At 67.9% G+C, this 24,685-nt stretch carries 24 protein-coding genes, 1 tRNA gene and 2 pseudogenes; 12 read left to right on the top strand and 15 right to left on the bottom strand.

Going from position 1 to position 24,685, the window contains the following annotated elements; genetic code table 11:
• Positions 1-5: 5 nt before the first annotated feature.
• Together K1X59_RS09925 and K1X59_RS09920 are read right to left on the bottom strand one after the other, a co-directional pair.
• Positions 6-830, bottom strand: coding sequence for an undecaprenyl-diphosphate phosphatase (locus tag K1X59_RS09925; protein WP_183152678.1), 825 nt, complete (start codon positions 828-830; stop codon positions 6-8).
• Positions 831-871: 41 nt separating this feature from the next.
• Complete coding sequence (locus tag K1X59_RS09920) at positions 872-2,167, bottom strand: M20/M25/M40 family metallo-hydrolase (RefSeq protein ID WP_183152677.1); 1,296 nt, start codon at positions 2,165-2,167, stop codon at positions 872-874.
• A 112-nt stretch (positions 2,168-2,279) separates the two neighbouring features.
• On the opposite strand from K1X59_RS09920, the gene K1X59_RS09915 reads away from it, so the two are divergent.
• Positions 2,280-2,362 (top strand) — tRNA-Leu (locus K1X59_RS09915).
• A 93-nt stretch (positions 2,363-2,455) separates the two neighbouring features.
• On the opposite strand, the gene K1X59_RS09910 is transcribed toward K1X59_RS09915, so the two are convergent.
• Both K1X59_RS09910 and K1X59_RS09905 read right to left on the bottom strand, forming a co-directional pair.
• On the bottom strand, positions 2,456-3,550 hold the full coding sequence (locus K1X59_RS09910; RefSeq protein ID WP_220174174.1) for a VIT1/CCC1 family protein: 1,095 nt from the start codon (positions 3,548-3,550) through the stop codon (positions 2,456-2,458).
• 156 nt (positions 3,551-3,706) lie between these two features.
• Positions 3,707-5,449, bottom strand: a complete 1,743-nt coding sequence (locus K1X59_RS09905; protein ID WP_183152676.1) for a DEAD/DEAH box helicase — start codon at positions 5,447-5,449, stop codon at positions 3,707-3,709.
• Positions 5,450-5,595: 146 nt separating this feature from the next.
• Here K1X59_RS09905 and K1X59_RS09900 point away from each other — a divergent pair, with 146 nt between their 5' ends.
• Entirely contained in the window at positions 5,596-6,423 is an 828-nt protein-coding gene (locus K1X59_RS09900) for an SGNH/GDSL hydrolase family protein (protein WP_183152675.1), read from the top strand.
• Between the two features lie 5 nt (positions 6,424-6,428).
• Here K1X59_RS09900 and K1X59_RS09895 read toward each other — a convergent pair whose 3' ends face one another.
• Entirely contained in the window at positions 6,429-7,229 is an 801-nt protein-coding gene (locus K1X59_RS09895) for an RNA methyltransferase (protein WP_244632566.1), read from the bottom strand.
• Positions 7,230-7,335: 106 nt separating this feature from the next.
• On the opposite strand from K1X59_RS09895, the gene K1X59_RS09890 reads away from it, so the two are divergent.
• The 4 genes and pseudogenes from K1X59_RS09890 to K1X59_RS09880 all read left to right on the top strand — a co-directional run bounded on the left by K1X59_RS09890 (position 7,336) and on the right by K1X59_RS09880 (position 10,152).
• Positions 7,336-8,169, top strand: coding sequence for a Sir2 family NAD-dependent protein deacetylase (locus tag K1X59_RS09890; RefSeq protein WP_396652584.1), 834 nt, complete (start codon positions 7,336-7,338; stop codon positions 8,167-8,169).
• Positions 8,166-8,505: pseudogene (locus tag K1X59_RS21280) on the top strand (histidine phosphatase family protein); the annotation flags it as partial. The gene K1X59_RS09890 and the pseudogene K1X59_RS21280, both read left to right, overlap by 4 nt.
• An 89-nt stretch (positions 8,506-8,594) precedes the next feature.
• Positions 8,595-8,750: a histidine phosphatase family protein gene (locus K1X59_RS22840; protein ID WP_244632580.1), complete on the top strand. Its 156-nt coding sequence runs from the start codon at positions 8,595-8,597 to the stop codon at positions 8,748-8,750.
• 82 nt (positions 8,751-8,832) lie between these two features.
• On the top strand, positions 8,833-10,152 hold the full coding sequence (locus K1X59_RS09880) for an erythromycin esterase family protein (protein ID WP_220174173.1): 1,320 nt from the start codon (positions 8,833-8,835) through the stop codon (positions 10,150-10,152).
• A gap of 5 nt (positions 10,153-10,157) precedes the next feature.
• Here K1X59_RS09880 and K1X59_RS09875 read toward each other — a convergent pair whose 3' ends face one another.
• From K1X59_RS09875 to K1X59_RS09855, 5 genes and pseudogenes are all read right to left on the bottom strand, one after another.
• Positions 10,158-10,964: a CoA ester lyase gene (locus tag K1X59_RS09875; RefSeq protein ID WP_183152671.1), complete on the bottom strand. Its 807-nt coding sequence runs from the start codon at positions 10,962-10,964 to the stop codon at positions 10,158-10,160.
• Positions 10,961-11,449, bottom strand: coding sequence for a MaoC family dehydratase (locus K1X59_RS09870; RefSeq protein WP_183152670.1), 489 nt, complete (start codon positions 11,447-11,449; stop codon positions 10,961-10,963). The genes K1X59_RS09875 and K1X59_RS09870 overlap by 4 nt, the downstream gene beginning before the upstream one ends.
• Positions 11,450-11,459: 10 nt before the next feature.
• On the bottom strand, positions 11,460-12,608 hold the full coding sequence (locus tag K1X59_RS09865; RefSeq protein ID WP_183152669.1) for an acyl-CoA dehydrogenase family protein: 1,149 nt from the start codon (positions 12,606-12,608) through the stop codon (positions 11,460-11,462).
• A gap of 2 nt (positions 12,609-12,610) precedes the next feature.
• Positions 12,611-14,533: pseudogene (locus K1X59_RS09860) on the bottom strand (biotin carboxylase N-terminal domain-containing protein).
• A complete protein-coding gene (locus K1X59_RS09855) occupies positions 14,533-16,086 on the bottom strand; it encodes a carboxyl transferase domain-containing protein (RefSeq protein WP_183152668.1) in 1,554 nt (517 codons plus the stop codon). The pseudogene K1X59_RS09860 and the gene K1X59_RS09855 overlap by 1 nt, the downstream one beginning before the upstream one ends.
• Before the next feature lie 111 nt (positions 16,087-16,197).
• Between K1X59_RS09855 and K1X59_RS22420 the strand changes: the two genes are divergently transcribed.
• Entirely contained in the window at positions 16,198-16,479 is a 282-nt protein-coding gene (locus K1X59_RS22420; protein ID WP_309491653.1) for a helix-turn-helix domain-containing protein, read from the top strand.
• Positions 16,467-16,805, top strand: coding sequence for a hypothetical protein (locus tag K1X59_RS22415; RefSeq protein WP_309491652.1), 339 nt, complete (start codon positions 16,467-16,469; stop codon positions 16,803-16,805). The genes K1X59_RS22420 and K1X59_RS22415 overlap by 13 nt, the downstream gene beginning before the upstream one ends.
• Here K1X59_RS22415 and K1X59_RS09845 read toward each other — a convergent pair.
• From K1X59_RS09845 to pdhA, 3 genes are read right to left on the bottom strand one after another with little or no spacing between them, the layout of a single operon-like run.
• Positions 16,798-18,183 carry a dihydrolipoamide acetyltransferase family protein gene (locus K1X59_RS09845; RefSeq protein ID WP_220174172.1) on the bottom strand — a complete coding sequence of 462 codons (1,386 nt, stop codon included), beginning with the start codon at positions 18,181-18,183 and terminating at the stop codon, positions 16,798-16,800. The two genes, K1X59_RS22415 and K1X59_RS09845, sit on opposite strands and share 8 nt — an antisense overlap.
• Positions 18,180-19,190, bottom strand: coding sequence for an alpha-ketoacid dehydrogenase subunit beta (locus K1X59_RS09840; protein ID WP_220174171.1), 1,011 nt, complete (start codon positions 19,188-19,190; stop codon positions 18,180-18,182). Before K1X59_RS09840 ends, K1X59_RS09845 begins: the two co-directional genes overlap by 4 nt.
• A 2-nt stretch (positions 19,191-19,192) precedes the next feature.
• On the bottom strand, positions 19,193-20,308 hold the full coding sequence (gene pdhA / locus K1X59_RS09835; RefSeq protein WP_183152666.1) for a pyruvate dehydrogenase (acetyl-transferring) E1 component subunit alpha: 1,116 nt from the start codon (positions 20,306-20,308) through the stop codon (positions 19,193-19,195).
• A 168-nt stretch (positions 20,309-20,476) separates the two neighbouring features.
• On the opposite strand from pdhA, the gene K1X59_RS09830 reads away from it, so the two are divergent.
• Positions 20,477-20,950 (top strand): Lrp/AsnC family transcriptional regulator, encoded by a 474-nt coding sequence (locus K1X59_RS09830; protein ID WP_028501915.1) that lies wholly within the window; start codon positions 20,477-20,479, stop codon positions 20,948-20,950.
• Here the strand turns inward: K1X59_RS09830 and K1X59_RS09825 are convergent.
• The gene (locus K1X59_RS09825) at positions 20,922-21,821 is read right to left on the bottom strand and encodes an alpha/beta fold hydrolase (RefSeq protein ID WP_183152665.1); all 900 of its coding nucleotides are present in this window, start codon (positions 21,819-21,821) and stop codon (positions 20,922-20,924) included. The two genes, K1X59_RS09830 and K1X59_RS09825, sit on opposite strands and share 29 nt — an antisense overlap.
• 168 nt (positions 21,822-21,989) lie before the next feature.
• On the opposite strand from K1X59_RS09825, the gene K1X59_RS09820 reads away from it, so the two are divergent.
• Complete coding sequence (locus K1X59_RS09820; RefSeq protein WP_183152664.1) at positions 21,990-22,904, top strand: helix-turn-helix transcriptional regulator; 915 nt, start codon at positions 21,990-21,992, stop codon at positions 22,902-22,904.
• 175 nt (positions 22,905-23,079) lie between these two features.
• On the top strand, positions 23,080-23,397 hold the full coding sequence (locus K1X59_RS09815; protein ID WP_183152663.1) for a hypothetical protein: 318 nt from the start codon (positions 23,080-23,082) through the stop codon (positions 23,395-23,397).
• Between the two features lie 39 nt (positions 23,398-23,436).
• Here K1X59_RS09815 and K1X59_RS09810 read toward each other — a convergent pair whose 3' ends face one another.
• A complete protein-coding gene (locus K1X59_RS09810) occupies positions 23,437-23,697 on the bottom strand; it encodes a DUF6458 family protein (RefSeq protein ID WP_183152662.1) in 261 nt (86 codons plus the stop codon).
• Between the two features lie 304 nt (positions 23,698-24,001).
• Here K1X59_RS09810 and K1X59_RS09805 point away from each other — a divergent pair, with 304 nt between their 5' ends.
• Positions 24,002-24,676 carry a GntR family transcriptional regulator gene (locus K1X59_RS09805; RefSeq protein ID WP_183152661.1) on the top strand — a complete coding sequence of 225 codons (675 nt, stop codon included), beginning with the start codon at positions 24,002-24,004 and terminating at the stop codon, positions 24,674-24,676.
• Positions 24,677-24,685 lie beyond the last annotated feature (9 nt).

The following is a 24,685-nucleotide window of genomic DNA, read 5'->3' as shown; positions in this document are numbered from 1 at the left end:
AGACCTCATGCTGCGATCACTCCGGTTCCGAGCAGAACCAGCAGCACCGTGCCGAGCAGGATCCGGTAGATCACGAACGGCAGGAAACTCCGCTTCGAGATCCAGTTCATGAAGAACGCGATGACCCCGAGCGCCACGACGAAGGCGATGCCCGTCGCCGCGAGGGTGTCGCCGAATGAGAAGAACGACGGCTCGTCCCAGCTCTTGAACACCTGATAGAAGCCGCTGCCGAACACAGCGGGGATCGCGAGCAGGAAAGCGTAACGGGCGGCAGCGGCGCGCTCGTAGCCGAGGAACAGCCCCATCGTGATGGTCCCGCCCGATCGGGAGACACCCGGGATCAGCGCGAGCGCCTGCGCGAAACCGAAAGCGATGCCGTGGGGGTACGTCAGGTCGTCGAGCTTGCGACGCTTCGCCCCGACATAGTCCGCGACCCCGAGCAGGATGCCGAACACGATCAGCATGATCGCCACGATCCACATCGAGCGGAACACCGTCTCGATCTGGTCCTGGAACAGCAGCCCGAGCACGACGATCGGGATGCTGCCGATGATGATCATCCACCCCATCCGAGCATCCGGGTCGGTGCGCGGCGTCTTTCCGACCAGCGAACGGAACCACTGCGTGATGATGCGCACGATGTCGCGCCAGAAGAACACCACAACGGCGGCCTCGGTGCCGATCTGCGTGATCGCCGTGAAGGCCGCTCCCGGGTCTTCTCCCGAGGGGAGGAAGGTGCCGAGGATGCGCAGATGCGCGCTGGACGAGATCGGGAGGAACTCGGTGAGTCCCTGGACGATGCCCAGGATCAGTGCTTCGAGCAGGTGCATGGAGAGGCCTTCGGTGTCGTGGCAGCGCGGAGCGGTCGCGCTCAGTACGTGCGCAGCAGATCGGCCAGCACACGCTGGCCGAAGACAAGCGATTCTACGGGTACTCGCTCATCGACTCCGTGGAACATGCCTGTGAAGTCGAGGTCGGCCGGGAGACGCAGCGGCGCGAACCCGTAGCCGGTGATCCCCAGCGCGGCCAGCGCCTTGTTGTCGGTTCCCGCCCCGAGAAGGTACGGGATCACGGGGACACCCGGGTCGTGGCGACCGATGCTCGCGACCATGGCCTCGACGAGCTCGCCCTCGAAGGGCGTCTCCATGCCGATGTCGCGGACCACGGTCTGGATCTCGATGTCGTGCCCGACGACGCTCTGCAGCTCCGCGAGCACCTCGTCTTCGGTGCCGGGAATCACCCGGACGTCGATGAGCGCCTCGGCGCGCTCCGGGATCACGTTGTGCTTGTACCCCGCAGTCAGAGCCGTCGGGTTCGTCGTGGTGCGGAACGAGGAGCGCAGGAACGCCTCCGCGGGGCCGGCAGCGGACGCGAGAGCGTCAGGATCATCGGTGCTGCGGCCGCTGAGCGTGCGGAGTCCCTCGAGGAGAGCCTCGGTGGTGGGCGTGAGCCGGAGGGGCCAGCGGGTCCGCCCGATCGCCGCGACGGCCTCAGCCAGTCGCGTCACCGCGTTGTCCTCGTGCAGACGGCTCCCATGTCCGGCGCGCCCCCGCGCGACCAGTCGGATCCAGATCAGCGCCTTCTCTCCCACCTGGAGCAGGTACGCGCGTCTGTCGTCGACCGTGATCGAGTATCCGCCGACCTCGCTGATCGCGGCTGTGGCGCCGGCGAACCACTCCGGACGCTGCTGGACGACGAGCGCCGATCCCTCGACACCGCCGTTCTCCTCATCGGCGAAGAACGCCAGGATCAGGTCTCTCTCCGGCTGCTCCCCCGCGCGGAGGATCTCCGCCACGGCAGTGAGGATCATCGCGTTCATGTTCTTCATGTCGACGGCGCCACGCCCCCAGAGCATCCCATCGGCCACGGTGCCGGCGAATGGATCGACGCTCCAATCCTCCGCCATGGCGGGCACGACGTCGAGGTGTCCATGCACGACGAGCGCCGGCTTGTCACGATCACGGCCGGTCACGCGTGCCATCACGTTGGTGCGGCGCGGGATCGGCTCGAAGTACTCGACCACGAGACCGAGTCCTTCCAGGTAGGCACCGACGTACTCCGCCGCCTCGCGCTCCCCCTTGGCGTTCCCGCCGCCGAAGTTGGAGGTGTCGAATCGGATGAGGTCGCTCGCGATGCGCGCGACCTCCGGCAGCAGGGGATCGATCATGTGCCCCAGGCTATCGAAACCGGACGCCACGCCCGGGCGTATGGCTCGGTTCGAGAGGCTGCTGAGGACGTGGTAATGTCATTCTTCGGTCGGCAACGATCATCCAACACCTGCGCGGGTGGCGGAATGGTAGACGCGCTACGTTGAGGTCGTAGTGCCCGTAAGGGCGTGGGGGTTCAAGTCCCCCTCCGCGCACAGGTAATGAGAAGGCCCCGGATCTGAGGATCCGGGGCCTTCTCTGTCGTGTCCGTCGGGGTCGGTCCTCCGCGAGGACCGACCCCGACGGCATCACACTGCGCCGACGCCGAAGAGCAACCCGAGGGCGTAGGTGATGGCGGCGGCGCCGAATCCGATCGCGAGTTGCCGGAGAGCACGGCGCAGTGGCGGACCGCCCGAGAGGACGCCCACCATCGCGCCCGTGCTCAGGAGGGCGACGCCGACGAGCACGAGCGCGACGATGATCGCCGTCGCCCCCTGAAGGCCGAAGATCCAGGGCAGAACGGGGATGATCGCCCCGGACGCGAACAGCAGGAAGCTCGAGATCGCCGCCGTCCAGTCGCTGCCGACGATCTCATGGTCGTCGCCGCCCTGGATGTCGACGGGCCCCGTCGCTGCGCGCCGGACCCCGGCGCGGGCCGCGGTCACGATCCGCCGAGCGCGGGCAAGGGACTCCTCCTGCGCCATCCCGCGCGCTCGGTAGACGAGCGCGAGTTCGTTCTCATCGATGTCGAGATCCCCGGCCGCGGCCGCCGCATCCTCATTCGCCTCGGTTGCGGCGAGCAGCTCCCGTTGGGACCGCACCGAGACGAACTCGCCGGCCCCCATGGAGAGCGCACCCGCGAGGAGTCCTGCGATGCCGCTGAACAGGACGAACCCGGAACTGACCCCGGTGGCACCGATCCCGAGGACCAGCGCGAGGTTGCTGACGAGCCCGTCATTGGCGCCGAACACCGCCGCGCGGAATGATCCGGAGAGCCGTCTCCGTCCCCGCGCGGCGAGGCCGCGCACGACCTCGTGGTGGACCTTCTCGTCAGCCCGCATCGCCGGCGTCGCGTACTGTTCCGCGTCGTATGGGGAGCGCGCCTCTGCGCTCTGGGCGAGCGCGAGAACGAAGATCGAACCGAACCGACCCGCCATCCACGCCAGCATGCGCGAGCGGATCCCCGCCCGGGGAAGCCGTGCGGGTTCCGTGCCGAGGAGGTCGAGCCAGTGCTGCTCGTGTCGGCGCTCGGCATCGGCGAGGCTGAGCAGGATCTGGCGTTCCTCTCCCTCTCGGCGCATGGCGAGGTTCTGGTACACCGCACCCTCGGCGCGCTCCTCGACAAGGTAGCGGGCCCAGCGGCGGCGATCGGCGGGCGTGGGGGCGGCAGCGGGCGCTGTCATGGGTCCTCCCGGAGATGATGGTGCCCGATGCGCGGGCAACCGTTCCACGCTATCCGCGGACGACGACGTGAGCCCTGCTCCGACGCGGATTGACAGCATTTCGGGAATCCGAAGCGGGACATCGAAAAGGCGCCCGTGCGGCGTAGGTTCCCGCGCTCAGGAGCGGACGCGCTTGCGCAGGACCTCGATGCGCGACTGCAACTGCGTCACGGTCGCCTGAGCCACCGCGGGTCCTCCACAGATGCGTCGCAGCTCGGCGTGCACCGCTCCGTGGGGCTCGCCGCGCTGTCGTGCATAGAGCCCCACGAGGCTGTTCAACAGCTGGCGCTGCTCCTTGAGCGTGCGGTGCAGCGGCGGCGGCAAGGTGGTCGACTCCGTCGGTCCCGCCGAAGCCTCCCTCGCCTCGCGCAGGCGGGATTGGCGACTCTGACGTTGCATGAGAAGCTCGTGCACGTGCTCGGGCTCGAGCAGGCCGGGGAAGCCGATGAACTCCTCCTCCTCGGGGGTGCCCGGCTCCGCCAGCTGTCCGAACTCCTGACCTTCGAACACGACGCGATCGAAATGCGCGACGGACGAGAGCGCCTGATAACTGAACTCCTGCGTCAGCGCGTCGGAGGTCTCCTCCTCGCGGTTCGCGCTCTCCAGCAACGAGTCGTCGAGCCCGTCGTCTTCCTTCGACTGCCGGTCGAGAGCGTGGTCGCGCTGCTTGTCCATCTCGTTCGCGAGACCCATGAGAACCGGCACCTGCGGCAGGAACACACTGGCTGCTTCTCCGCGCCGTCGTGCCCGCACGAATCGGCCGATGGCCTGCGCGAAGAACAGAGGGGTGGACGACGATGTGGCGTACACCCCGACAGCGAGCCGTGGCACGTCGACGCCCTCTGACACCATGCGGACGGCCACCATCCACCGGGCATCGCTCGCGCTGAACTTCTCGATGCGCTCCGAGGCCGTCGCGTCGTCGGACAACACGACCGTCGGCTGCTGGCGAGTGATGCTGTGGAGGATCTTGGCATAGGCGCGAGCGACCGTCTGATCGGTGGCGAGCACGAGGCCGCCGGCGTCCGGGACGTGGTGACGGATCTCGGTCAGGCGACGATCGGCCGCCGACAGCACGGCGGGCATCCAGTCGCCCTCGGGATCGAGTGCCGTCCGCCACGCCTGAGACGTGACGTCCTTGGTGTTGTCTTGACCCAGATGAGTCTCGAGCTCATCACCCGTCGTCGTGCGCCAGCGCATCTTGCCTGCGTACATGTGGAACAGCACGGGACGCACGACGCCGTCGGCCAGTGCCCGCCCGTATCCGTAGTTGTAGTCGGTGCGCGAGATGCGCGCACCCGACTCGTCGGGGTGGTACTCGACGAACGGGATCGGCGCGGTGTCACTGCGGAACGGGGTGCCCGACAACAGCAGACGCCGCTTCGCGGGCCCATAGGCGTCGCGGATGGCGTCGCCCCAGCTCAGCGCGTCTCCGCCGTGGTGCACCTCGTCGAGGATCACGAGGGTCTGCGCATCCTCGGTGAGATGCCGGTGCACCGAGGACTTCGCCGCGACCTGCGCGTAGGTGACGACTGCTCCGTGATAGTGCCGTGCCGGAGCCCAATCGCTGTTGCGGAAACGAGGATCGAGGCGGATGTGCACTCGCGCAGCGGCGTCGGCCCACTGGGTCTTGAGGTGTTCGGTCGGCGCCACCACGATGATGCGATTGACCTCGCCGATGCGCATCAGCTCGACGGCGAGGGTCAGCGCGAACGTCGTCTTGCCTGCACCGGGCGTCGCGGCGACGAGGAAGTCCCGCTGATCGTCGCGGAAGTACTGTTCCAGCGCCTCCTGCTGCCAGGCACGCAACTTGCTCGCGGTTCCCCAGGGGGCACGTTGAGGAAAGGACGGAGAGAGCATCGAGTCAACGATAATCGGTGCCGGCGACACCGGCTCACCCGCCACGACTCCCCCGCGCGCCCCTCCCTCGTGTGCGCCGCTGCGGGTAGGCTCTGTCACTGCGTCGCGGCCACCGCCGTGCGCGCACGTTCGCGAAGGAGAGCTGGATGACCGACCAGGATTCGACTCGGACCCCGTACGTACCGAACGAGAGCGCACACCCGTGGCGCCGATTCGTCGCGGTCGGCGACTCGTTCACCGAGGGCATCGGCGACCCCGATCCCGCCAACCCGGGGAACCACAGGGGCTGGGCCGATCGTGTTGCGGAAGTCCTCGCCTCTCAGGTCGACGATTTCGCCTACGCCAACCTCGCCGTCAGGGGCAAGCTGATCGCGCAGATCGTCGCAGACCAGATCGAGCCTGCCGTCGCCCTGCGACCGGACCTCGTGTCGATCTGCGCGGGTGGAAACGACGTGATCCGACCGGGGACCGACCCCGATGCGATCGCGAGCCAACTCGAAGACGCCGTGGCGCGGCTGTCATCGACAGGGGCCGCCGTTCTGCTCTTCACCGGAATCGACACCGGTTTCACACCCGTGTTCCGTGCATTCCGAGGCAAGGTCGCCATCTACAACGAGAACGTCCGCGCCATCGCAGAGCGCCACGACTGCATCGTCGCGGACCAGTGGGCGCTCAAGGTCGTGCAGGACATGAGGTTCTTCGACGACGACCGACTCCATTACAACGCGCTCGGTCACCATGAAGTCGCCCGGATGGTGCTCCGTGCCTTGAACGTTCCGAACGACCTCGAAGCGATGCAGCCGGAACCGCTCCCCCTGCGCACCTGGAGAGAAGCACGGTCGGAGGACCTCGGCTGGGCGCGCGAGCACCTGGTGCCGTGGGTTCTGCGCCGACTGCGCCACCAGTCGTCTGGTGACAACGTGATGGCGAAGCGCCCAGACCCCTCGCCGATCATCCTGCCGGGCAGGGACTGAGAGCGTCAGCGCCGCACAGCCCAGAGCGCGACGGCCGCGGCTGACGCGACGTTCAACGAATCGACGCCACCGAACATCGGGATGGTGACGACCGTGTCCGCGCTGTCGATGGCCGTGCGGGAGAGGCCGTCACCCTCTGAGCCCATGACGAGCGCGACGCGATCCGGACGGTCGGCGACGTAGGCGTCGAGCGTCACGGCGTCATCGCTCAACGCGAGTGCGGCGATGTCGAACCCGGCATCGTGCAGGTCAGCGATCGCGGCCTCCCAGTCGACGATGCGGGTCCACGGCACCTGGAAGACGGTTCCCATGCTCACGCGAACGCTCCGTCGATACAGCGGATCCGCTCCCCGAGGCGCGACCAGGACGGCATCCGCACCGAGTCCCGCCGCCGCACGGAACGCCGCTCCGACGTTCGTGTGGTCGCCGATGTTCTCGAGGATCAGGACGACCGATGCTCCCTCGATGACGTCGCGCACGCTCGGGAGCTCCGGCCGATGCATCGATGCAATCGTCCCGCGGTGAACCGCGAAGCCCGTCACCGCCTCCGCCACCTCGTCGGGGACGACGTACACGGGCACGTCGAGCTCACCGACGATGGCGCCGATCTCGTCCACGCGACGCTCCTGAACCAGAACCGAGCGCGGCAGATGGCCTGCCGCGACAGCGCGGGCGATGACCTTGGTCGACTCGGCGATGTAGAGTCCGCGTCCAGGGTCTCCGAGCGATCGCAGCGCGACGTCGGTGAGTCCGCGATAGTCGTCGAGGCGTCGGTCCGCGGCATCGGTCACAGTCTGCAGGTGCACGGCATCCACTCTGCCACCGGCTCGACGGTGCCGCGACCGCGCATGACGGCGATGAAGGCCGGCCTCGCCGCCACGCCGTAGACTCGCTCGAGGAGGTCCTGTGAGCGTGTCGAACACTGCTGAGCTGTCGGGCACCATCGCCCATGCCGCCGAGCTGCTGCGAGAGAAGCGCATCGCCCTGCTGACCGGCGCCGGGATCTCGACGGACTCCGGCATTCCCGCCTATCGCGGAGCAGGTGCACGCACGCGCAGCGATCCGATGACCATCCAGACATACCTGGGCGACGAGGCGGCTCGCAGACGCTACTGGGTCGGTGGACATCTCGGGTGGCGGGCATTCGCTCAGGCGGCTCCGAACGCCGGTCACATCGCCCTCGCCGAGCTCGAAGCGACGGGACGAGTATCGGGAGTCATCACCCAGAACGTCGACGGCTTGCATCTCCGCGCCGGCAGCTCTCACGTGATCGAGGTGCACGGCACGATGCGTCGGGTGCTGTGTCTCCAGTGCGGACAGGTCTTCGACCGCCGTGATGTGGCGGTGCAGATCGAGGAGCTCAATCCCTGGATCACCGTTCCCGAGAACGTGGCCCTCGCTCCGGACGGCGATGTCCTCCCCGAGACCACGGATGGCTTCGTGGTCCCCGTGTGCACCGTGTGCGGCGGGATGCTGAAGCCCGACGTCGTCTTCTTCGGCGAATACGTCCCTCAGGATCGGTTCCGTGCGGCCGAGTCACTGCTCCGCTCCAGCTCGGCGCTCATCGTCGCGGGCTCATCGCTCGTGGTGAACTCCGGCGTGCGTCTGGTCGAGCGCGCACGTCGCCGCAACATCCCACTGATCATCGTCAACCACGAGCCGACGCGCGCGGATGCCTGGGCGGATGTCACCATCGCCGCAGGCACCAGCCATGTGCTCCCCGCCCTTCAGGAACTGCTCACGTGACACATCTCACTCTCGTCCGCCACGGTCAGACCGACTGGAACCTCGCTCGCCGCATCCAGGGGTCCACCGACATCCCGCTGAACGCGACCGGTCGCGAAGACGCTGCACGGGCTGCGGAGCAGCTCGCCACGAGCACCCATCACGCCGTGTACACGAGTCCGCTGCTGCGCGCGCGAGACCGCGGAGATCATCGCCGACCGGTTGGGCCTCGAGGTCGCCGGTGTGGTCCCGGACATCCGCGAACGAGAGTTCGGCGAAGGTGAAGGCATGCTCGTCGAGGACTACATCGGCGCGTACGGCGACTGGCACGCCGAGGTCGCCGGCGCGGAGACCCTGCAGCAGGTCGGAGAGCGCGCGATCGCCGCGCTGCATGCGATCGCCCGGCAGGCACGTCGGCGGTCGGCCCCCGAGCGGAATCCGTCCTCGTGGTCGCGCACGGAGGCGTTATCCGCGCAGTCATCGACCATGTCTCCGGGGGCACGCTCCCTCGAGAGGGCGACGTGCTGCGCAACGGATCGGTTCATCGCTTCGTGGCGACCCCGGGCTATCTGCGGCTGCTCGAGGAGTCACCCGTCGGCTGACACCTCCGGCCGGCGCACCAGCCCGCTCTGCTGACGGCGAACCCTGCCGAGAATCGAGCCACGACGGCATATCGTCGATGCCATGAACGGCGACGCGTTGACGGAGTGGCTTCGACTCGACGCTCATCCCCTCGCCGGCGAAGACCCCGAGGATGTCTCCGACACCGCTCTGGCGCCGGTGCTCGACATCATCGGCGACAGCCGTGTGGTCGCCCTCGGCGAATCCATGCACCGCACACACGAGTTTCCGGCATGGCGTCGGCGCCTGTTCCGATTCCTCGTCGAGAACGCGGGGTTCTCAGCGATGGTCATCGAGAGCGGGTTCCCGGAAGGCGCCCTCGTTGACCGATGGGTGTCGTCCGGGACGGGGTCGCTCCGACGCGCCCTCACAGAGGGGATCACGTATCACTTCGGCAAATGCCAGGAGGCGCTCGACCTCGTCGTCTGGATGCGCGAACACAACGCCACTGCGGTCGCTCCGCTGCACTTCTACGGCATGGACATCCCTGATTCGGCCGCCTCTCCCCTGCCGGCGCTCACCACCGTCGCCGACGCCCTCGACGGCATGGATCCCGCGTACGCCGAACACCTGCGCCGCACGCTCATCGCGGCGCACGACTTCCTCCCTCCGACCGTTCAGGGCTCGCGCGCGCCCCCCGCGATCCACAGCTATCTGGCTCTCGACGCACCACGGCGTCACGCCATCACGGCGGGAATCGCCGCCCTCGTCGAGCGGCTACGAGCGCGCCGCACCGACTACCTCGCCGACGGCGCCGAGGCAGACACCGTCGATCACATGATCCGTGTGGCGGAGACCGCACGGGGTGCGGATGCGTTCCTTTCCGCCATGCTCGACGGGGCGACCCGCACCTGGCCTGCGGCGAACATCCGCGACCTCACCATGGCCGATACCGTGCAGTGGATCCTGGAGAGGGAGAAGCGGATTCTCGTTTTCGGCGCGAACGGACACGTGCGCAAGACGTCCTACCTGGCGCCGCCCTTCGTGACGCAGCCCCTGGCTACGGTCGGCACGCACCTGCATGCCCGTCTGGGCGACGACTACACCGTGATCGGCACCACGTTCGGCGAGGGGGAGGTCTGGTTGCACAGCCCATCGCCCGATGACCTTCCCGGGCACTCGACGCCGTTCCTCCAGGAGCTCGGCACCCTCCGTCCGGAGAGCCTCGACGCGCATCTCGCGGGATCCGGACTCGGTGCCTTCCTCGTGGATCTGCGAAGAGCATCCCCCGCGGCTTCGGCAATCCTCGACCGGGTCCACGGAACGCACAACGGACCGGAGCTGGAACCGGCCGACATCAGGCGATCGTTCGATGCGGTTCTGCACGTCGAACGTGTCTCCCCGTGGCACACGTGGATAGACGAGCGCGGACGCTGGAGCTGATGCCGTCAGGTTCTTCGCGCGACCACGGATCGTGCGTGGCGGAGGACGGGTTCGTCGATCATGCGCCCCCGGAATTGGAAGACGCCGCGCTCGTGACCGGCCGCCTCGAGCACGTCAGTCGCCCAGGCGACCGTCTCTGCGTCGGGGCGGTATGCGGCTCGGATCACCGCGACCTGATCGGGATGGATGCACGCCGTGGCGTGGAATCCGGAGGCGGCGGCATCCGCGGCCTCCCCCCGAAGTCCGTCGACGTCCGCGATGTCGATGTGCACCGCGTCGATCGCCGCCTTCCCGTGCGCACCGGCCTCGAGCAGAACGCGTGACCTGGCGTAACGCGCGATGTCGCGGTAGCCGCCGTCGGTGGTTCGCGACGAGGTTCCGCCGAGGGACGCGACGAGGTCCTCGGCGCCCCACATCATCGCCGAGACCAGCGGATGGGCAGCGATGCTGTCGGCTGCGTGGACCCCTCGGGCGGTCTCGCACAGCGCGATCAGTGTGTAGCCTTCGTCGAAGACCGAGAGAGAGCGCGCGCTCTCGGTCTTCGCGACCATCACCGTGCGGAAGGCCGTGCGCGCGAGCGCATCGAGATCAGCAGCGAACGCGTCGCTGGACGGAGCGTTGACGCGCACGATGACACGCTCGGGGTCGAGATCCGCACGAACGATGTTCTCCCGGGCGGTGGCTTTCGCGTCAGGGAGGACGGCATCTTCGAGATCGAGGATGATCGCGTCCGCGCGCTCGAGCGCCTTGCCGAAACGCTCCGGCCGGTCAGCCGGACAGAACAGGAGCGCGGGTCCGAGGCTGAACGTCATGCGGGCGATCCTTCCGGGAGACAGTGCACGAGAACCGACCGCACAGCGGTTGCGACGACCGTATCGTCCTGATTGCGGCCCGTGTGTGCGATCGTCACGATCCCCTGTCCGGGCCGCGACGACGACAGGCGCTTGTCCGCCACGACGCTTTCGGTGTACAAAGTGTCCCCAGCGAACAGCGGGTGCGGGAAGGTGATCTCGCCGAACCCGAGCTGCGCGACCAGGGTCCCCTGAGTCAATTGCGCGACCGACGCCCCCACCATCGTGGACAGCGTCCACATCGAATTCATGAGCCGCGCGTGAAAGGGCGCCTGCGCATCTGCGAACGCCGCATCGAGGTGCAGCGCCTGCGTGTTCATGGTGAGCGTCGTGAACAGCACATTGTCCGCCTCGGTTGCTGTGCGTCCTGGCCGATGCAGATACCGGGCGTCGACGACGAACTCCTCGTAGTACAACCCCCGCTGAAGGATGTCATGCGTGGTCATGGGGCCCACGCTACCCGGCGAGTCCGAGCCCACGCGCGATGACGAGGAGCTGCACCTCGGTCGTGCCTTCGCCGATCTCGAGGATCTTCGAATCACGGAAGTGCCGCGCAACGGGGAACTCGTTCATGAAACCGTTGCCCCCGAAGATCTGGGTCGCATCCCGCGCATTGTCCATGGCCGCTTCCCCGCCGACGAGCTTCGCGATGGCTGCGGCCTCCGCAAAGGAACGGCCCGCGTCCCGCAAGCGCGCGGCATGGTGCCACGCGAGTCGGGCGGTGTGCACGCGCGCTCGCATGCGCGCCAGCGTGAACTGGGCGTTCTGCCTCGTGCTGAGTGCCGCCCCGAAGATCGTCCGGCTCTTCGCGTACTCAACTGCCGCCTCCAGGCATCCTTCCGCAGCGCCGGTCGACAGCGCAGCGATCGCGATGCGACCTTCGTCGAGGATGCTGAGGAAGTTGCGGAACCCGGTCCCGCGCGCGCCCAGCAGATTCGATGCGGGCACCCGCGCGCCGTCGAAGGTGAGCGGGTGGGTGTCCGACGCGTTCCACCCCACCTTGTCGTAGGGAGCCTCGACCGTGAAGCCGGGAGTGCCGTTCGGGACGATGATGGTCGAAATCTCCTTGCGACCGTCGTCGTTCCCGGTCACGGCGGTGACCGTGACGAAACGGGTGATGGGCGTTCCCGAGTTCGTGATGAACTGCTTCGAGCCGTCGATCACCCACTCGTCGCCGTCGAGCCGCGCGGTCGTCCTGGTCGCGCCCGCGTCGCTGCCCGCCTCGGGCTCGGTCAGTCCGAATCCCGCCAGCGCCCGCCCCGCGAGCAGGTCGGGAAGGAGCTCCTGCCGCTGGTCTTCGGTGCCGAAGCGGTAGATCGGCATCGCGCCGAGACTCACCCCTGCTTCGAGCGTGATCGCGATCGACTGGTCGACCCGGCCGAGTGCCTCGATCGCGATGCCGAGCGCCATGTAGTCCCCGCCCTGACCGCCGTACTCCTCTGGGAACGGCAGACCGAACAGCCCGAGGTCGCCCATCTGCGACACGACATCCATAGACAGCGTGTGGGTGCGGTCGGCCTCGTACGCCTGCGGTACCACGACGGTGTCCGCGAACTCGCGCACCATCGCCGCGAGGTCGCGCTGCTCCTCTGACAGGTCTTCCATCGTCAATCCTCCTCCGTGGTCACGCGGGCGACCGGTTGGTCACGCCGCACCTGATCGCCCACCGCGACCAGCAGTCTCACGACCCCGTCGTGCGGGGCGAGCACCGGGTGCTCCATCTTCATCGCCTCGATCGAGACGAGCGGCTCCCCCGCAGACACGGAATCCCCGTCCGCCACGTGCACGGCGACCACGCTGCCCGGCATCGGCGCCCGCCCCTCCGGTTCCGTGGTCGCAGATCCCGCGTCACGCGCAGAGAGGCGGAGCCGCATCCGCTGCTTCCTGTCCAGGGGCGCAGCCGCACGGTACGACCGTCCTCGGCGACCCATACCGCCCCGTCGCCGTCACGAGCGGAGTGCACCGACGAGAGCGACCGCGTGGTCGAGAAGTCGTCGAGCTCGACGATCTCGTCGTCGTCGGTGAGCGCCGCGAAGGGCGCGCGGGCCGCGGCGTCGGCGCCGAGGCGCCACCCGGGAAGGTCCCGCCACAGCCCACCGGCGCGTGCCGGCTCTGCGCTCGCCGACGCGGCGTCTCGCGCCGCGGCGAGCTGTGCGGACGACGGCCGCTGAACCGCCAGGGGAAGCAACGACTCGATCAGGCCTGTATCGAGGTCGCCGCGGATGACCCGGGAATCCTGACAGAGCGTCCGCAGGAAGGCGATGTTCGTCTCGACGCCCAGTACGACCGTTCGCGCGAGCGCCTCATCGAGCCGTGCCAACGCCGTCGCGCGGTCGTCCGCGAAGGCGATGATCTTCGCGATCATCGGGTCGTAGAACCCGGTCACCTCGCTGCCGCTCTCGATCGCCGCATCGACGCGGACTCCGGGCGGCGGATCGAACAGGAGCACCCTCCCCGTGGACGGGAGGAATCCGCGCTCCGGAGATTCGGCGTATACCCGCGCCTCGACCGCGTGGCCGCGAAGGCGGGGTGCGACATCCAGGGGAAGCCCATCGGCGACGCGGAGCTGCAGCGCGACCAGATCCAGCCCCGTGACCTCTTCGGTGACGGGGTGCTCCACCTGAAGACGTGTGTTCATCTCGATGAAGAACACCTCCTCGGGAGCATCCGCGTCGATCAGGAACTCGACCGTGCCGGCACCGACATAGCGGACGCTCTCCGCGGCGAGCACGGCCGACGACAGCCCGTTCCCGCGTCTGCGCGGGAATTCCCGCCGACGGCGCCTCCTCGATGACCTTCTGGTGACGCCGCTGCAGCGTGCATTCGCGCTCCCCGAGGGCGATCACCGTGCCCTCCACGTCTCCGAAGACCTGGACTTCGATGTGTCGCGGTCGTCTGATCAGGCGTTCGAGGATGAGCGAGTCGTCTCCGAAGGCAGCAGCGGCGATGCGACGGGCCGACGCGAGGGCTCCGGCGAGACCGGACGCATCCGCGACCACCTCCATACCTTTACCGCCTCCGCCGGCGCTCGGCTTGACCAGGAGCGGATAGCCGACGCCGTCCGCCTCCTCCGCGATCTCGGTGTCGGACAGTCCCTTGGCGTCGAACCCCGGTACGACCGGGACGCCGTACCGGAGCACGTGATCTCTCGCACGCGCCTTGTCGCCCATCACCTGAAGGGCCTCCACGGACGGTCCGATGAACACGATCCCGCTCTCGGCGCACGCCTGCGCGAGTCCGACGCTCTCTGAGAGGAAGCCGTACCCGGGATGGATGGCGTCCGCCCCTGTGGAGCGTGCCGCAGCGATCACCGCATCGATGTCGAGGTAGGACTCGGCGGCCGGCGCCGGACCGATCCGCACCGCGGTGTCGGCTTCGCGGACATGGGGCGCGCGCGCGTCCGCGTCGCTGTACACCGCGACGCTGCGGATACCGAGCGCCCGCAAGGTCCTGATGACCCGGCGCGCGATCTCCCCACGATTGGCAACGAGGACGGTGCGAAACGAGATGGTGCTCGAAGACATGGCCATCACATCCGGAAGAGGCCGAACCGCGGTTCGGGAAGAGGGCTGCGGGAGACGACGTCGAGGGCGAGTCCCAGAAGATCACGGGTCTGGGCGGGATCGACGATCCCGTCGTCCCAGAGCCGGGCGGTCGCGTAGTAGGGCTCGCCCTGGCTCTCGTACTGCTCGCGGATCGGAGCTTCGAACTCAGCGCGAGCTTCGGCGCTCCAGGACTGCCCTCTGGAGGAGAGCTGATCCTCCTTGACGGTTGCGAGCACGGAAGCGGCCTGTGCACCTCCCATCACCGATATGCGACTCGCCGGCCAGGTCCACAAGAAGCGCGGCGAATATGCGCGCCCGCACATGGAGTAGTTGCCTGCGCCGAACGAGCCGCCGATGATGACGGTCAGTTTCGGCACCCTGGTGCTGGCGACGGCGGTGACCATCTTCGCTCCGTCCTTCGCGATTCCCCCGGCCTCCGCCTCCGAGCCGACCATGAATCCCGTGATGTTCTGCAGGAACAGCAGAGGGATGCCCCGCTGATCGCACAGCTCGATGAAGTGCGCGCCCTTGAGCGCGGACTCGCTGAACAGGACTCCGTTGTTCGCGACGATGCCGAGGGGATGCCCGTGCAGACGTGCGAAGCCGGTGACCAGGGTCGTGCCGTACTCGGGCTTGAACTCGAGGAACGAGTCAGCGTCGACAAGGCGTGAGATGACCTCGTGCACGTCGTACGCGGCGTTCACGTCGACCGGCACCGCGTCGTACAGGGACGAGAGGTCGGACGGTGCACGGCTGCTCAGCACTTCCCAGGCGGGAGACGCGGGAGGAGGCAGGGTGGCGACGATGTCGCGGAGGATCTCGAGCGCGTGCTCATCGTCCTCCGCCAGGTGGTCGACGACCCCGCTCCGCCGCGCGTGCCGTTCTCCCCCGCCGAGCTCTTCCGCGGTCACGATCTCACCGATCGCGGCTTTCACGAGCGGCGGTCCGCCGAGGAAGATCGTCCCCTGACCGCGGACGATCACAGTCTCGTCGCTCATCGCGGGAACGTAGGCCCCGCCGGCGGTGCACGACCCGAGCACGGCTGCGAGCTGCGGGATGCCCTCGGCCGACATCCGCGCCTGATTGAAGAAGATGCGTCCGAAGTGCTCCCGGTCCGGGAACACCTCGTCCTGCTTGGGCAGGAACGCACCGCCCGAGTCGACGAGGTACAGACACGGCAGCCGGTTCTCCAGAGCGATCTCCTGCGCGCGCAGGTGCTTCTTCACCGTGAGCGGGTAATACGTGCCGCCCTTCACCGTCGCGTCGTTGCAGACGACCATGACGTGTCGTCCGTGGACCAGGCCGATGCCGGCGATGACTCCCGCCCCGGGAGCCTCTCCCCCGTAGAGTCCGTCGGCGGCGAGAGGCGCCACCTCGAGGAACGGGCTCCCCTCGTCGAGAACCCTGGCGACCCTGTCTCGTGGGAGCAGCTTCCCCCGCGCGACATGGCGTTCGCGAGAAGGCTCCGGCCCCCCGAGTGCAGCCGTCGCGAGGCGCTCTCGCAGTTCCTTCGCGAGAGTCTCCTGAGTTGCGGCCATCGTGACGTCCTCCTTGACTCACGTTCGCGCGGGCGAAGCCCTGGCGCGGTACAGGCATTCTCGGTTAGTGTTCACTAACCCGTTGATTCAGGTTAGCGAGGATTAACTGAGATGACAAGCCCGGTCACCGCCCGAGACCGCGCCAAAGCCGAACGGTCCGATGCGATCCTGCACGCCGCCGCGCGGCTCTTCGCCGCGCGTGGATACAGCGGGGTGAGCCTGGAAGACATCGGCACCGCGGTGGGCGTCTCCGGACCCGCCGTATACCGTCACTTCGCGGGAAAGCAGGCGCTGCTCGGCGCCGTGCTCATCAAAGTCAGTGAAGACCTGGTCAGCGGAGGTCGTCGCGTCGCGGCGGCCGCCGACGCCCCGAGGAGCGGATGCGCGCGCTGATCGGCTTCCACGTCGAGTTCGCCCTGGGGAACGCCGAGGTCATCCAGGTGCAGGACCGCGACGTCGCCTTCCTCTCCGACACGGATCGCGCGGAGGTTCGCCGACTGCAGCGCACCTACATCGACCTCTGGATGGACACGCTGGCGCCCCTGCATCCGATGCCCGAGAGCCTGGATCAGGAAGAGCTGCGTCTGCGCGTCCAGGCCTGCTTCGGGTTGATCAACTCGACGCCGCACAGCACTCGCTCTGCATCGAGACGGCGCGCCGCCGCCACCGCGGCCGTGTTGACCGCGATGGCGGATGCGGCGTTGCGGGCGACTATCTGAGGAGCATCGCGCGACCGGGTTCCTCCAGGACATCAGCGACGTCCTTCAGGAACCGTGCGCCTTCCGCCCCGTCGACCAGCCGGTGATCGAACGAGAGGCTCAGGGTCATCAGCTGCCGCAGGGCGATCTCGCCGCGGTGCTCCCAGGGCTGCCGGCGCACGGCCCCGACGGCGAGGATGCCGGACTGCCCCGGCGGGAGGATGGGAGTACCGGCGTCGACCCCGAACACGCCGATGTTGGAGATCGAGAACGTCCCGCCCGCGAGCTCCGCCGGCGAGGTCCTGCCGGAACGCGCGACCTCCGCCAGCGACCTCACGGCGTCCGCCAGACCGACGAGGCTCAACCGGTCCGCGTCTCGGATCATCGGCACGATGAGCCCGCGCTCGGTGGCCGCCGCGATGCCGAGGTCCACGTAGTTGTGCTGGACGATCTCACTCGCCGCCTCATCCCAGCGCGAGTTGAGACCCGGGGTCCGGCCGAGGGCGAGACACACGGCCTTCGCCACCACTGCGAGCGGACCGATCCGGTGCTCCGCGAGTGCACGGTCCTCGCGCAGGTTCGCCAGCAGGTCCATCGTCGCCGTCACATCGACGGTGTGGAAGACCGTGACGTGCGGAGCGGTGAAAGCGCTCTGCACCATCGCCGCCGCCGTGTGCTTGCGGACACCTCGGATCGGGATGCGTGTCTCCCGTTCTCCTTCGACGAGCGCGGCAGGGCTCGACGGCACCGAGCTCGACCCGGCAGTCCTCCCCGGAGTGGCCGATTCGAGCGTCGGACGCGCCACGACACCTCCGCTTCCGACGCGTTCCGCATACGCGTCCACATCACCGCGCGTGATGAGCCGGTCGCCCACCTCGGCAGCGACGAGCACCAGGTCGATGCCGAGCCGCTTCGCGTGCGCACGCACCGGCGGAGTGGACCGGGGGCGCTCCATCACGACGTCGGCGGCGGCAGACGACACGGCGTCGTGCGGTGCCGCTTCGAGAACCGCGGTATCCCCTCCGGCCTGGTGCCCCCGGATTCGACGCGCGCGCCGAGCGGGCTTCCCCGCGGTCGAAGGCGCGGCACCGTATCCCACGAGGTTCGGCTGTGCCTTCTCTCCACCGACCGACACGGGCGAAGGACCTTCCCCCTCCTCGCCGACCACCTCGAACGCGATCAGCGGAGCGCCGACGGCGACGGTCTGGCCGGCTTCAGCGTGCAGCGTCGAGACCGTCCCTTCATAGGGCGAAGGCAGTTCAACGATGGCCTTGGCCGTCTCGACTTCCGCGAGGGTCTGGTTGAGGGCGACGGAATCGCCGGGGGAAACCAACCAGCTCACGACCTCGGCCTCGGTCAGCCCCTCCCCGAGGTCGGGAAGACGGAACTCCGCGATCATGCTCCCGCTCCCGTCAGGCTGTTCGGCCGGTCCAGCACGCGATCGACCGCGTCGAGCAGTCGGTCCAGGTCAGGAAGGTGATACTTCTCGAGCTTTGCCGGCGGGTACGGGATGTCGTGACCCGTGACCCGCAGTGGAGCGGACTCGAGATACTCGAAGCAGCGCTCGGTGATGCTCGCGATCACCTCCGCAGCGACGCCCGCCTCACGGGATGCCTCGTGAGCGACCACGACACGCCCGGTCTTGCGCACCGACGCGGCGACCGAGTCGTAGTCGACGGGCGAGAGCGATCGGAGATCGATCACCTCCAGGGACACCCCCTCGTCCTCCGCGGCCTCGGCAGCCTGCAGCGCGGTGGCTACCATCGCGCCGTAGGTGATGAGTGTGGCGTCGGTGCCGTTGCGGACCACCCGCGCCAGCCCCATCGGTGGCGCATCCGCAAGAGGGGCGTCCAGGTCGACATCGCCCTTGTGGTGGTAGAGCCTCTTCGGCTCGAAGAAGATCACCGGATCGTCTGATGCGATCGCCTGCCGCAGGCTGCGATACGCATCCTCCGGGTTCGAGACCGCGATCACACGCAGACCTGCGGTGTGCACGAAGTAGGCCTCGGGCGATTCCGAGTGGTGCTCGGCGGCCCCGATGCCGCCCGCCCACGGGATCCGGATGGTGATCGGCATCTTCACGCGTCCCTGCGTACGGTAGTGCAGCTTCGCGACCTGGGCGACGATCTGATCGAAAGCCGGATACACGAACCCGTCGAACTGGATCTCGACCACGGGACGGTAGCCGCGGAACGCGAGGCCCACCGCGGTGCCGACGATCCCGGACTCGGCGAGGGGCGTGTCGATCACGCGCGCTGCACCGAACTCGTCGAGGAGCCCGTCGGTGATGCGGAACACCCCGCCGAGCTTGCCGATGTCCTCGCCGAGCAGGACGACCCTGTCATCGTCGCGCATCGCCTGGCGAAGCCCCGCACCGAGTGCCTTCCCGAGCGTCATCTCGGTCATGATCAGGCCTCGCTCTCGAAGCTCGCGAGGTACGCGGCGTACTCGCCACGCTGGCGCTCGAGACCGGTGTGGGACTCCGCGTAGACCCCGTCGAACACAGCGAGCGGCGGGCGCGTGACCATCCCGAGACATGCGGCGCGCATCTCCTTCGCCACGGCGTCCGCGGCGGACTGCGTCTCTGCGAGATGCTCTTCCGTGAGTTCGCCGGTTGCGCGCAGGTGCGCTTCCAGGCGCACGATCGGGTCGCGTCGACGCCAGGAGTCGAGCTCGGCCTCGTCACGGTAGCGCGTCGGGTCATCCGCCGTCGTGTGGGGCCCCATGCGATAGGTGACGGCCTCGATGTACGCGGGTCCCTTCCCCGATCGCGCGTGCTCCAGTGCCCAGCGCATCGCGGCCATGCAGGCGAGGACGTCGTTGCCGTCGACCCTGACACTGGGGATGCCGAAGCCCGGTGCGCGTCCGGCGATCGGGTACTGCGACTGCACGGTCACCGGCTCGGAGATCGCCCAGTGGTTGTTCTGACACACGAAGACCACGGGAGCCTGGTACGAGGCGGCGAAGATCATCGCTTCGTTGACGTCGCCCTGACTCGTCGCTCCGTCACCGAAGTAGGTCACCGCGACCTCGTCGGCACCATCGTGCTGGATGCCGAGCGCGTAGCCCACCGCATGGAGCGTCTGCGCCCCGATGATGATCTGCAACGGCGCGACGCCCAGCGCGGCCGGGTCGTAGGCCGCACCCTCCTCACCGCGCCACATGCGGACGTAGTCGCCCGGCTCGGCACCGCGCGCGTAGATCACTCCGGTCTCGCGGTAGCTGGGGAAGACGTAATCGCGCTGCGCGATCGCGCGGGCGGTGCCGATCTGCGTGGCCTCCTGGCCCTGGCAGGGCGCCCAGAGGCCGAGCTGTCCCTGGCGCTGGAGCGCGACGCCCTCGGCGTCGATGCGACGGAGGATCACCATGTCGCGCAGCAGGGAGCGCAGCTGGGCGGCATCCACGTCGGCCACGAAAGGGTCGAGCCGAGGGTTGGAGATGCGGCTGCCATCCGGAGCGAGCATGCGCTCGGACAGCTCCAGGTCCTGGGCGGTGTCTGCGATGGGGGTGATCTGCGGTGACATCGTCGTCCTCCTCCTCGGCGGCCCTCGTGAGGCTCCGCGCGGTGGTGCCGGCGTCATCACCGGCATGCTCTGAGAGTACGTCCGCTCAACACCTCGCTCAAGCATTCTCAGAGGCCTTGAGCATGTTGCTCAATTTGTGGCGATGGCATGCTGCTAAGGTTTGGCACTATGCCAGGACTGGACCGCATCGATCTCGAGCTTCTCGCCGCGCTGGCGGACGATCCGAGGACCACCATCGTCGCGCTCGCCGAGAACCTGGGACTGTCGCGGAACACGATCCAGGCGCGGATGGCCCGACTCGAGCAGAGCGGGATCTTCCTCTCCTACGAGCGGTCGTTCTCCCCCGACGTCCTCGGCTTCCCCCTTCAGGCGTTCGTGAGCATCGGTGTCCGTCAGACCGAGTTGCCCCGCATCATCAATGAACTCGCCCGCATCCCCGAGGTCGTGCAGGCGCACGGGCTCAGCGGTTCCATCGATCTGCTCGCTCGAGTGGCCTGTCGCGATGCACGCCACCTCTTCGACACGGACGCCCGCATCCTCTCGATCGAGGGAGTCGAGCGTACGGAGACCTCCCTCGCGATGGGCGAGGTCATCCCGTTCCGGGTCGCCGGCCTCATCGGCCTCGCGCGACGGGAATCCTGAGGAACTGCCGGATCGCGCCCGCCGCTTCGGCAGGCGTCTCGTAGTGGATGAGATGCCCGACGTGGGCGATCTCGACCAAGCGCGAGTCAGGGAACAACGCCGCCAGGGTGCGTTCCGCCTCGATGGGAGTGATGTCGTCGCGCTCAGCGGCCACGAGCAGCGTCGGCACGTGGATGTCCGGCGCGAACTTCCGTACGTCGTTGGACACGCTCGCGACGAAGGCATCGCGAAGCACGTCCCGATCGGAGAACCGGGAGAAGTACGTGTCGTGCTGGTCGTGGATGAAACGACGAAGCTCGGGATCCTTCGTCTTGGCCATCGTCACGCTCATCACCCGGACGATGAGGCGGTTGCGGAGCAGAGCCGTTCCGAGCCTCTCCGGAAGGCGGGCGCCGAGCGCGTAATAGAGCACGGCGAGGCGCGTCATGAGCCCCTTGGGGCCTTCGAGAGCGGGAGCTCCGATCGGATTCAACAGGATGAGTCGAGGCGTCTGCAGGCCTCCCGCGACGGCAGCAGCGGTGACGATCGACCCGAAGGAGTGTCCGAGGATGACGGCGCCCGGCGCCACAGCCGTCGCGAAGTCGGTGAGCCAACCGGCGTACTCGTCGAGGTCGTGCCGCCGACCAGGCAGCGGATCCGACTCTCCGAAACCGGGAAGGTCGGCGGCGATCACACGGACTTCGGGAAGGTAGGCCAGGACGGGTTCGAGCCCGTGGTGCTCACCGCGGAAGCCGTGCGACGCGATCACCGTCGTCTCTGCATCCTCTGGTCCGTACACCCAGTACGCCGTCGTCGCGCCTCGCAGCTCGATCTCTCGGCGCTGCACAGGGAGTCGACGAAGACGGTCCTCGTAGGGGGAAGGCACGGTCATGCTGCCAGTCTACGAGCCGCCGTGCGCCGTGTCGGAATGTCCGAGGGCGACCGTAGCGTGGGTTCCAGCCGCCATCCGTGGAGTGCTGCCACGCGCACCCGCGATTCGGACGTGGTGAGGTAGCCTCGCGAAGAGATGGTGTCGATGCGAGAACACAAGGAGCAGCGCATGCAGTTCACGTCCACCGACGTCGACCAGGTGGAGTCCACATGGCAGCAGTTCGTTCCGTCGGCATCGCTGCAGAACGCAGACCCTCGCCGCTTCCGATTCGACTGGAGGTCCGAGGAACTCGACAACGTGGCACTGGTGAACTATCGCCTCGCCGCCCAGGTGCAATGCCTCGCCGAACCGCATGACCAGCTGCTCGTGTGCCGCGTCGACGCGGCGGACGCACACGTCTGGTCCTCGCGCCAGAACTTGGATCCGCGTGTCCCGTGGATCTCCGACGGGACGCGGGTCGAGGCCAAATGGGAGCGCACCGCTGACGTGCGCGCGTTCGTCATCGATCGTCGCGCCGCCGAGATCAGGGCCCGTCAGCTGACGGGCGACGACAAGGCGGAACTGCGGGTGAACGGGCTTGCGCCGCACTCGGCGGACGATGCGCGCCGCTGGGAGGCCGCCTTCTCGTATCTCGTCGATGCCGCAGGAACGGTCTCCGCGAACCCGCTCGTGGTCGCGGAACTCGAGCGGCACGCCATGATGATGATGCTCACGGGGTTTCCCACCACGTTCACCCACGCGCTCCAGCGGCCGGCGCAGCGCTCGGGCGCACCAGCGTCCGTGCGCCGTGCCCTGTCCTACATCGACGAGAACGCGCATCGCGCCATCACGATCGACGACGTCGCCGCGGCATCATTCATCTCGACGCGCGGCCTGCAGTATGCGTTCCGTCGCGCCCTCGACATCACGCCGGCCGACGCCCTGCGTCGTGCGCGGCTGGACGGAGCGCACCGAGACCTCCGCGCCGGCAACGGCCGCAGCGTCGCCGAGGTGGCACGACGATGGGGCTTCAGCAACTCGTCACGCTTCACTTCCGCGTACCGAGAGGCCTTCGGCGCGCCACCCACGCTGCGCGCATCGTGACAGCGCGCGAAGACCTCTGTTCGCGTCCGACGGCGAGTCGTTGCTCGACGGCAGGCTCCTGAGACTTCTTTGGCTAGAGTTCGAGTATCCCGGACCGCCTTCTCGGTCCTTCGAGCACTTCATCGAGGAGCACCATGGTCGACGCCTTCTTCGCCGCAGAATCGCGCGCTCGCTGATGGGGAGCCTCTACTACGGCGACGCTCAGACGCCCATCCAGATCGAGGACCGCGCACTCGCACACCTCAAGGTCGTGATCGCGACCAAGCTTCGTCGCAACGAGAGCTTCACCCTCTCGTGGCGGCACCCCGACGGCGAGACTCCCGGACGCTCCACCTTGTGGCTGCACCCCTCGATTCCTCTGCGATTCGTGTTCCAGGAGCCGGAGTCCCCCGAACTGAGCAGAAGGTGGATCGAAGAACTCGCCCACTCGGCGAGCTCCACCGGAGGCATCACTCTGGTCGAGGAGCACCTCGAAGCGGGCGCAGCGGACTGACGGCCTGCAGGCGTCGCGCGTGCAGGCCGTCAGCTGAATTCACACGGTCTCGTCACCACTGGAGCTGACCGAGCGACGTGTGGTCGGCTCCCCGGTCGCGGGGTCGACATACGTCCGTGAGACCGTCTCGGTCCGACGACGACGTGCAAGGAGCACGATCCCGATGAGGAAGATCACGACTCCCGCCCCCATCAGGATGTAACCGACCATGTCGAGGTTCACCCAGGGCACGTCCACGTTGACCGCGAAGACCAGGATCGCTCCGATCACGAAGAGTGCGATTCCACTGCCGATGCTCATGATTCCTCCCGTTCCGCGACACGGTGCCGCCTCATCGGAGGATGGCGCGACTCCGATCCGCCCGCGAGGGGCTTGACAGGCGGCGCCGGGCAGGGGGAATGCGCCCGTGAGCTCAGGCAGCGTGCGGGACCGGCCGCCGCGGCATCGGCTGAGACGAGACCTGACGCCCTGGAACTCGTGTGCGGCATGCACGTCAGCAATCGCTTCGGCTCCGACCACCGGGCCCTCGAGAGAGTGACCCCACGGGCTCACGAAGTTCCGGTACCGTTCTCACCAGGACGAACCCAGAAACGGGGTGGTGGCGATGTTGCTTTCCGGCGGACCACTGGAGCGACGGTCCATCAGCGATGAGGTCTACGCTCGACTACAGAACGCGATCGTCAGCGGAGAGCTCGTCCCGGGGCAGCTCCTGAGGGATTACGAACTCGCTGAGCGCTTGGGAACGTCGAAGACTCCGATACGTCACGCGCTGGATCGGCTTGCCGACATCGGGTTGGTGCAGATGCAACGCAACCGGTACACGCGGGTTGCTCCGATCGAGGTGGACCGTGTCCGGAATGCGGTCGATCTCTTCGGCGACATCTGGATCGGCTCCGTGCGTCATGTGATGCCACTCGTCGAAGATGACGACATCGCCTACCTGATCGACCTGTCTGACGACCTCGCCGTCTCCGCCGGGGCCGCGAACGTCGAGACGTTCGGGAGCGCACTGCGCACGATCGCGACGGGGTTCGCTCGGATCGAAGGCAACAGTGCACGCGTCACGGTCATCGATCTGCTCAGCCCCCAGATCCGACGTTTCGGTCAGCACGCGCGAAGCGCCATCGATTGGACTTCGGTCGAGAGCTTCGCCTCCGAACTGCGTCGCTCTCTTAACGACAGGGATGCTGTCGCCGTCCGCGCCTGCCTCGTCACGCTGTTCGACGATCTGCTCCCGGCCGCGATCGCCCGGGCCTCCCTCTCTCCCTCTACGGAGTGAGTTGTGCCG

It is taken from the genome of Microbacterium sp. Se5.02b, from assembly GCF_019464375.1.
In the GTDB taxonomy this organism is placed as follows: domain Bacteria; phylum Actinomycetota; class Actinomycetes; order Actinomycetales; family Microbacteriaceae; genus Microbacterium.
This window is presented reverse-complemented; position numbering and strand designations above follow the sequence as displayed.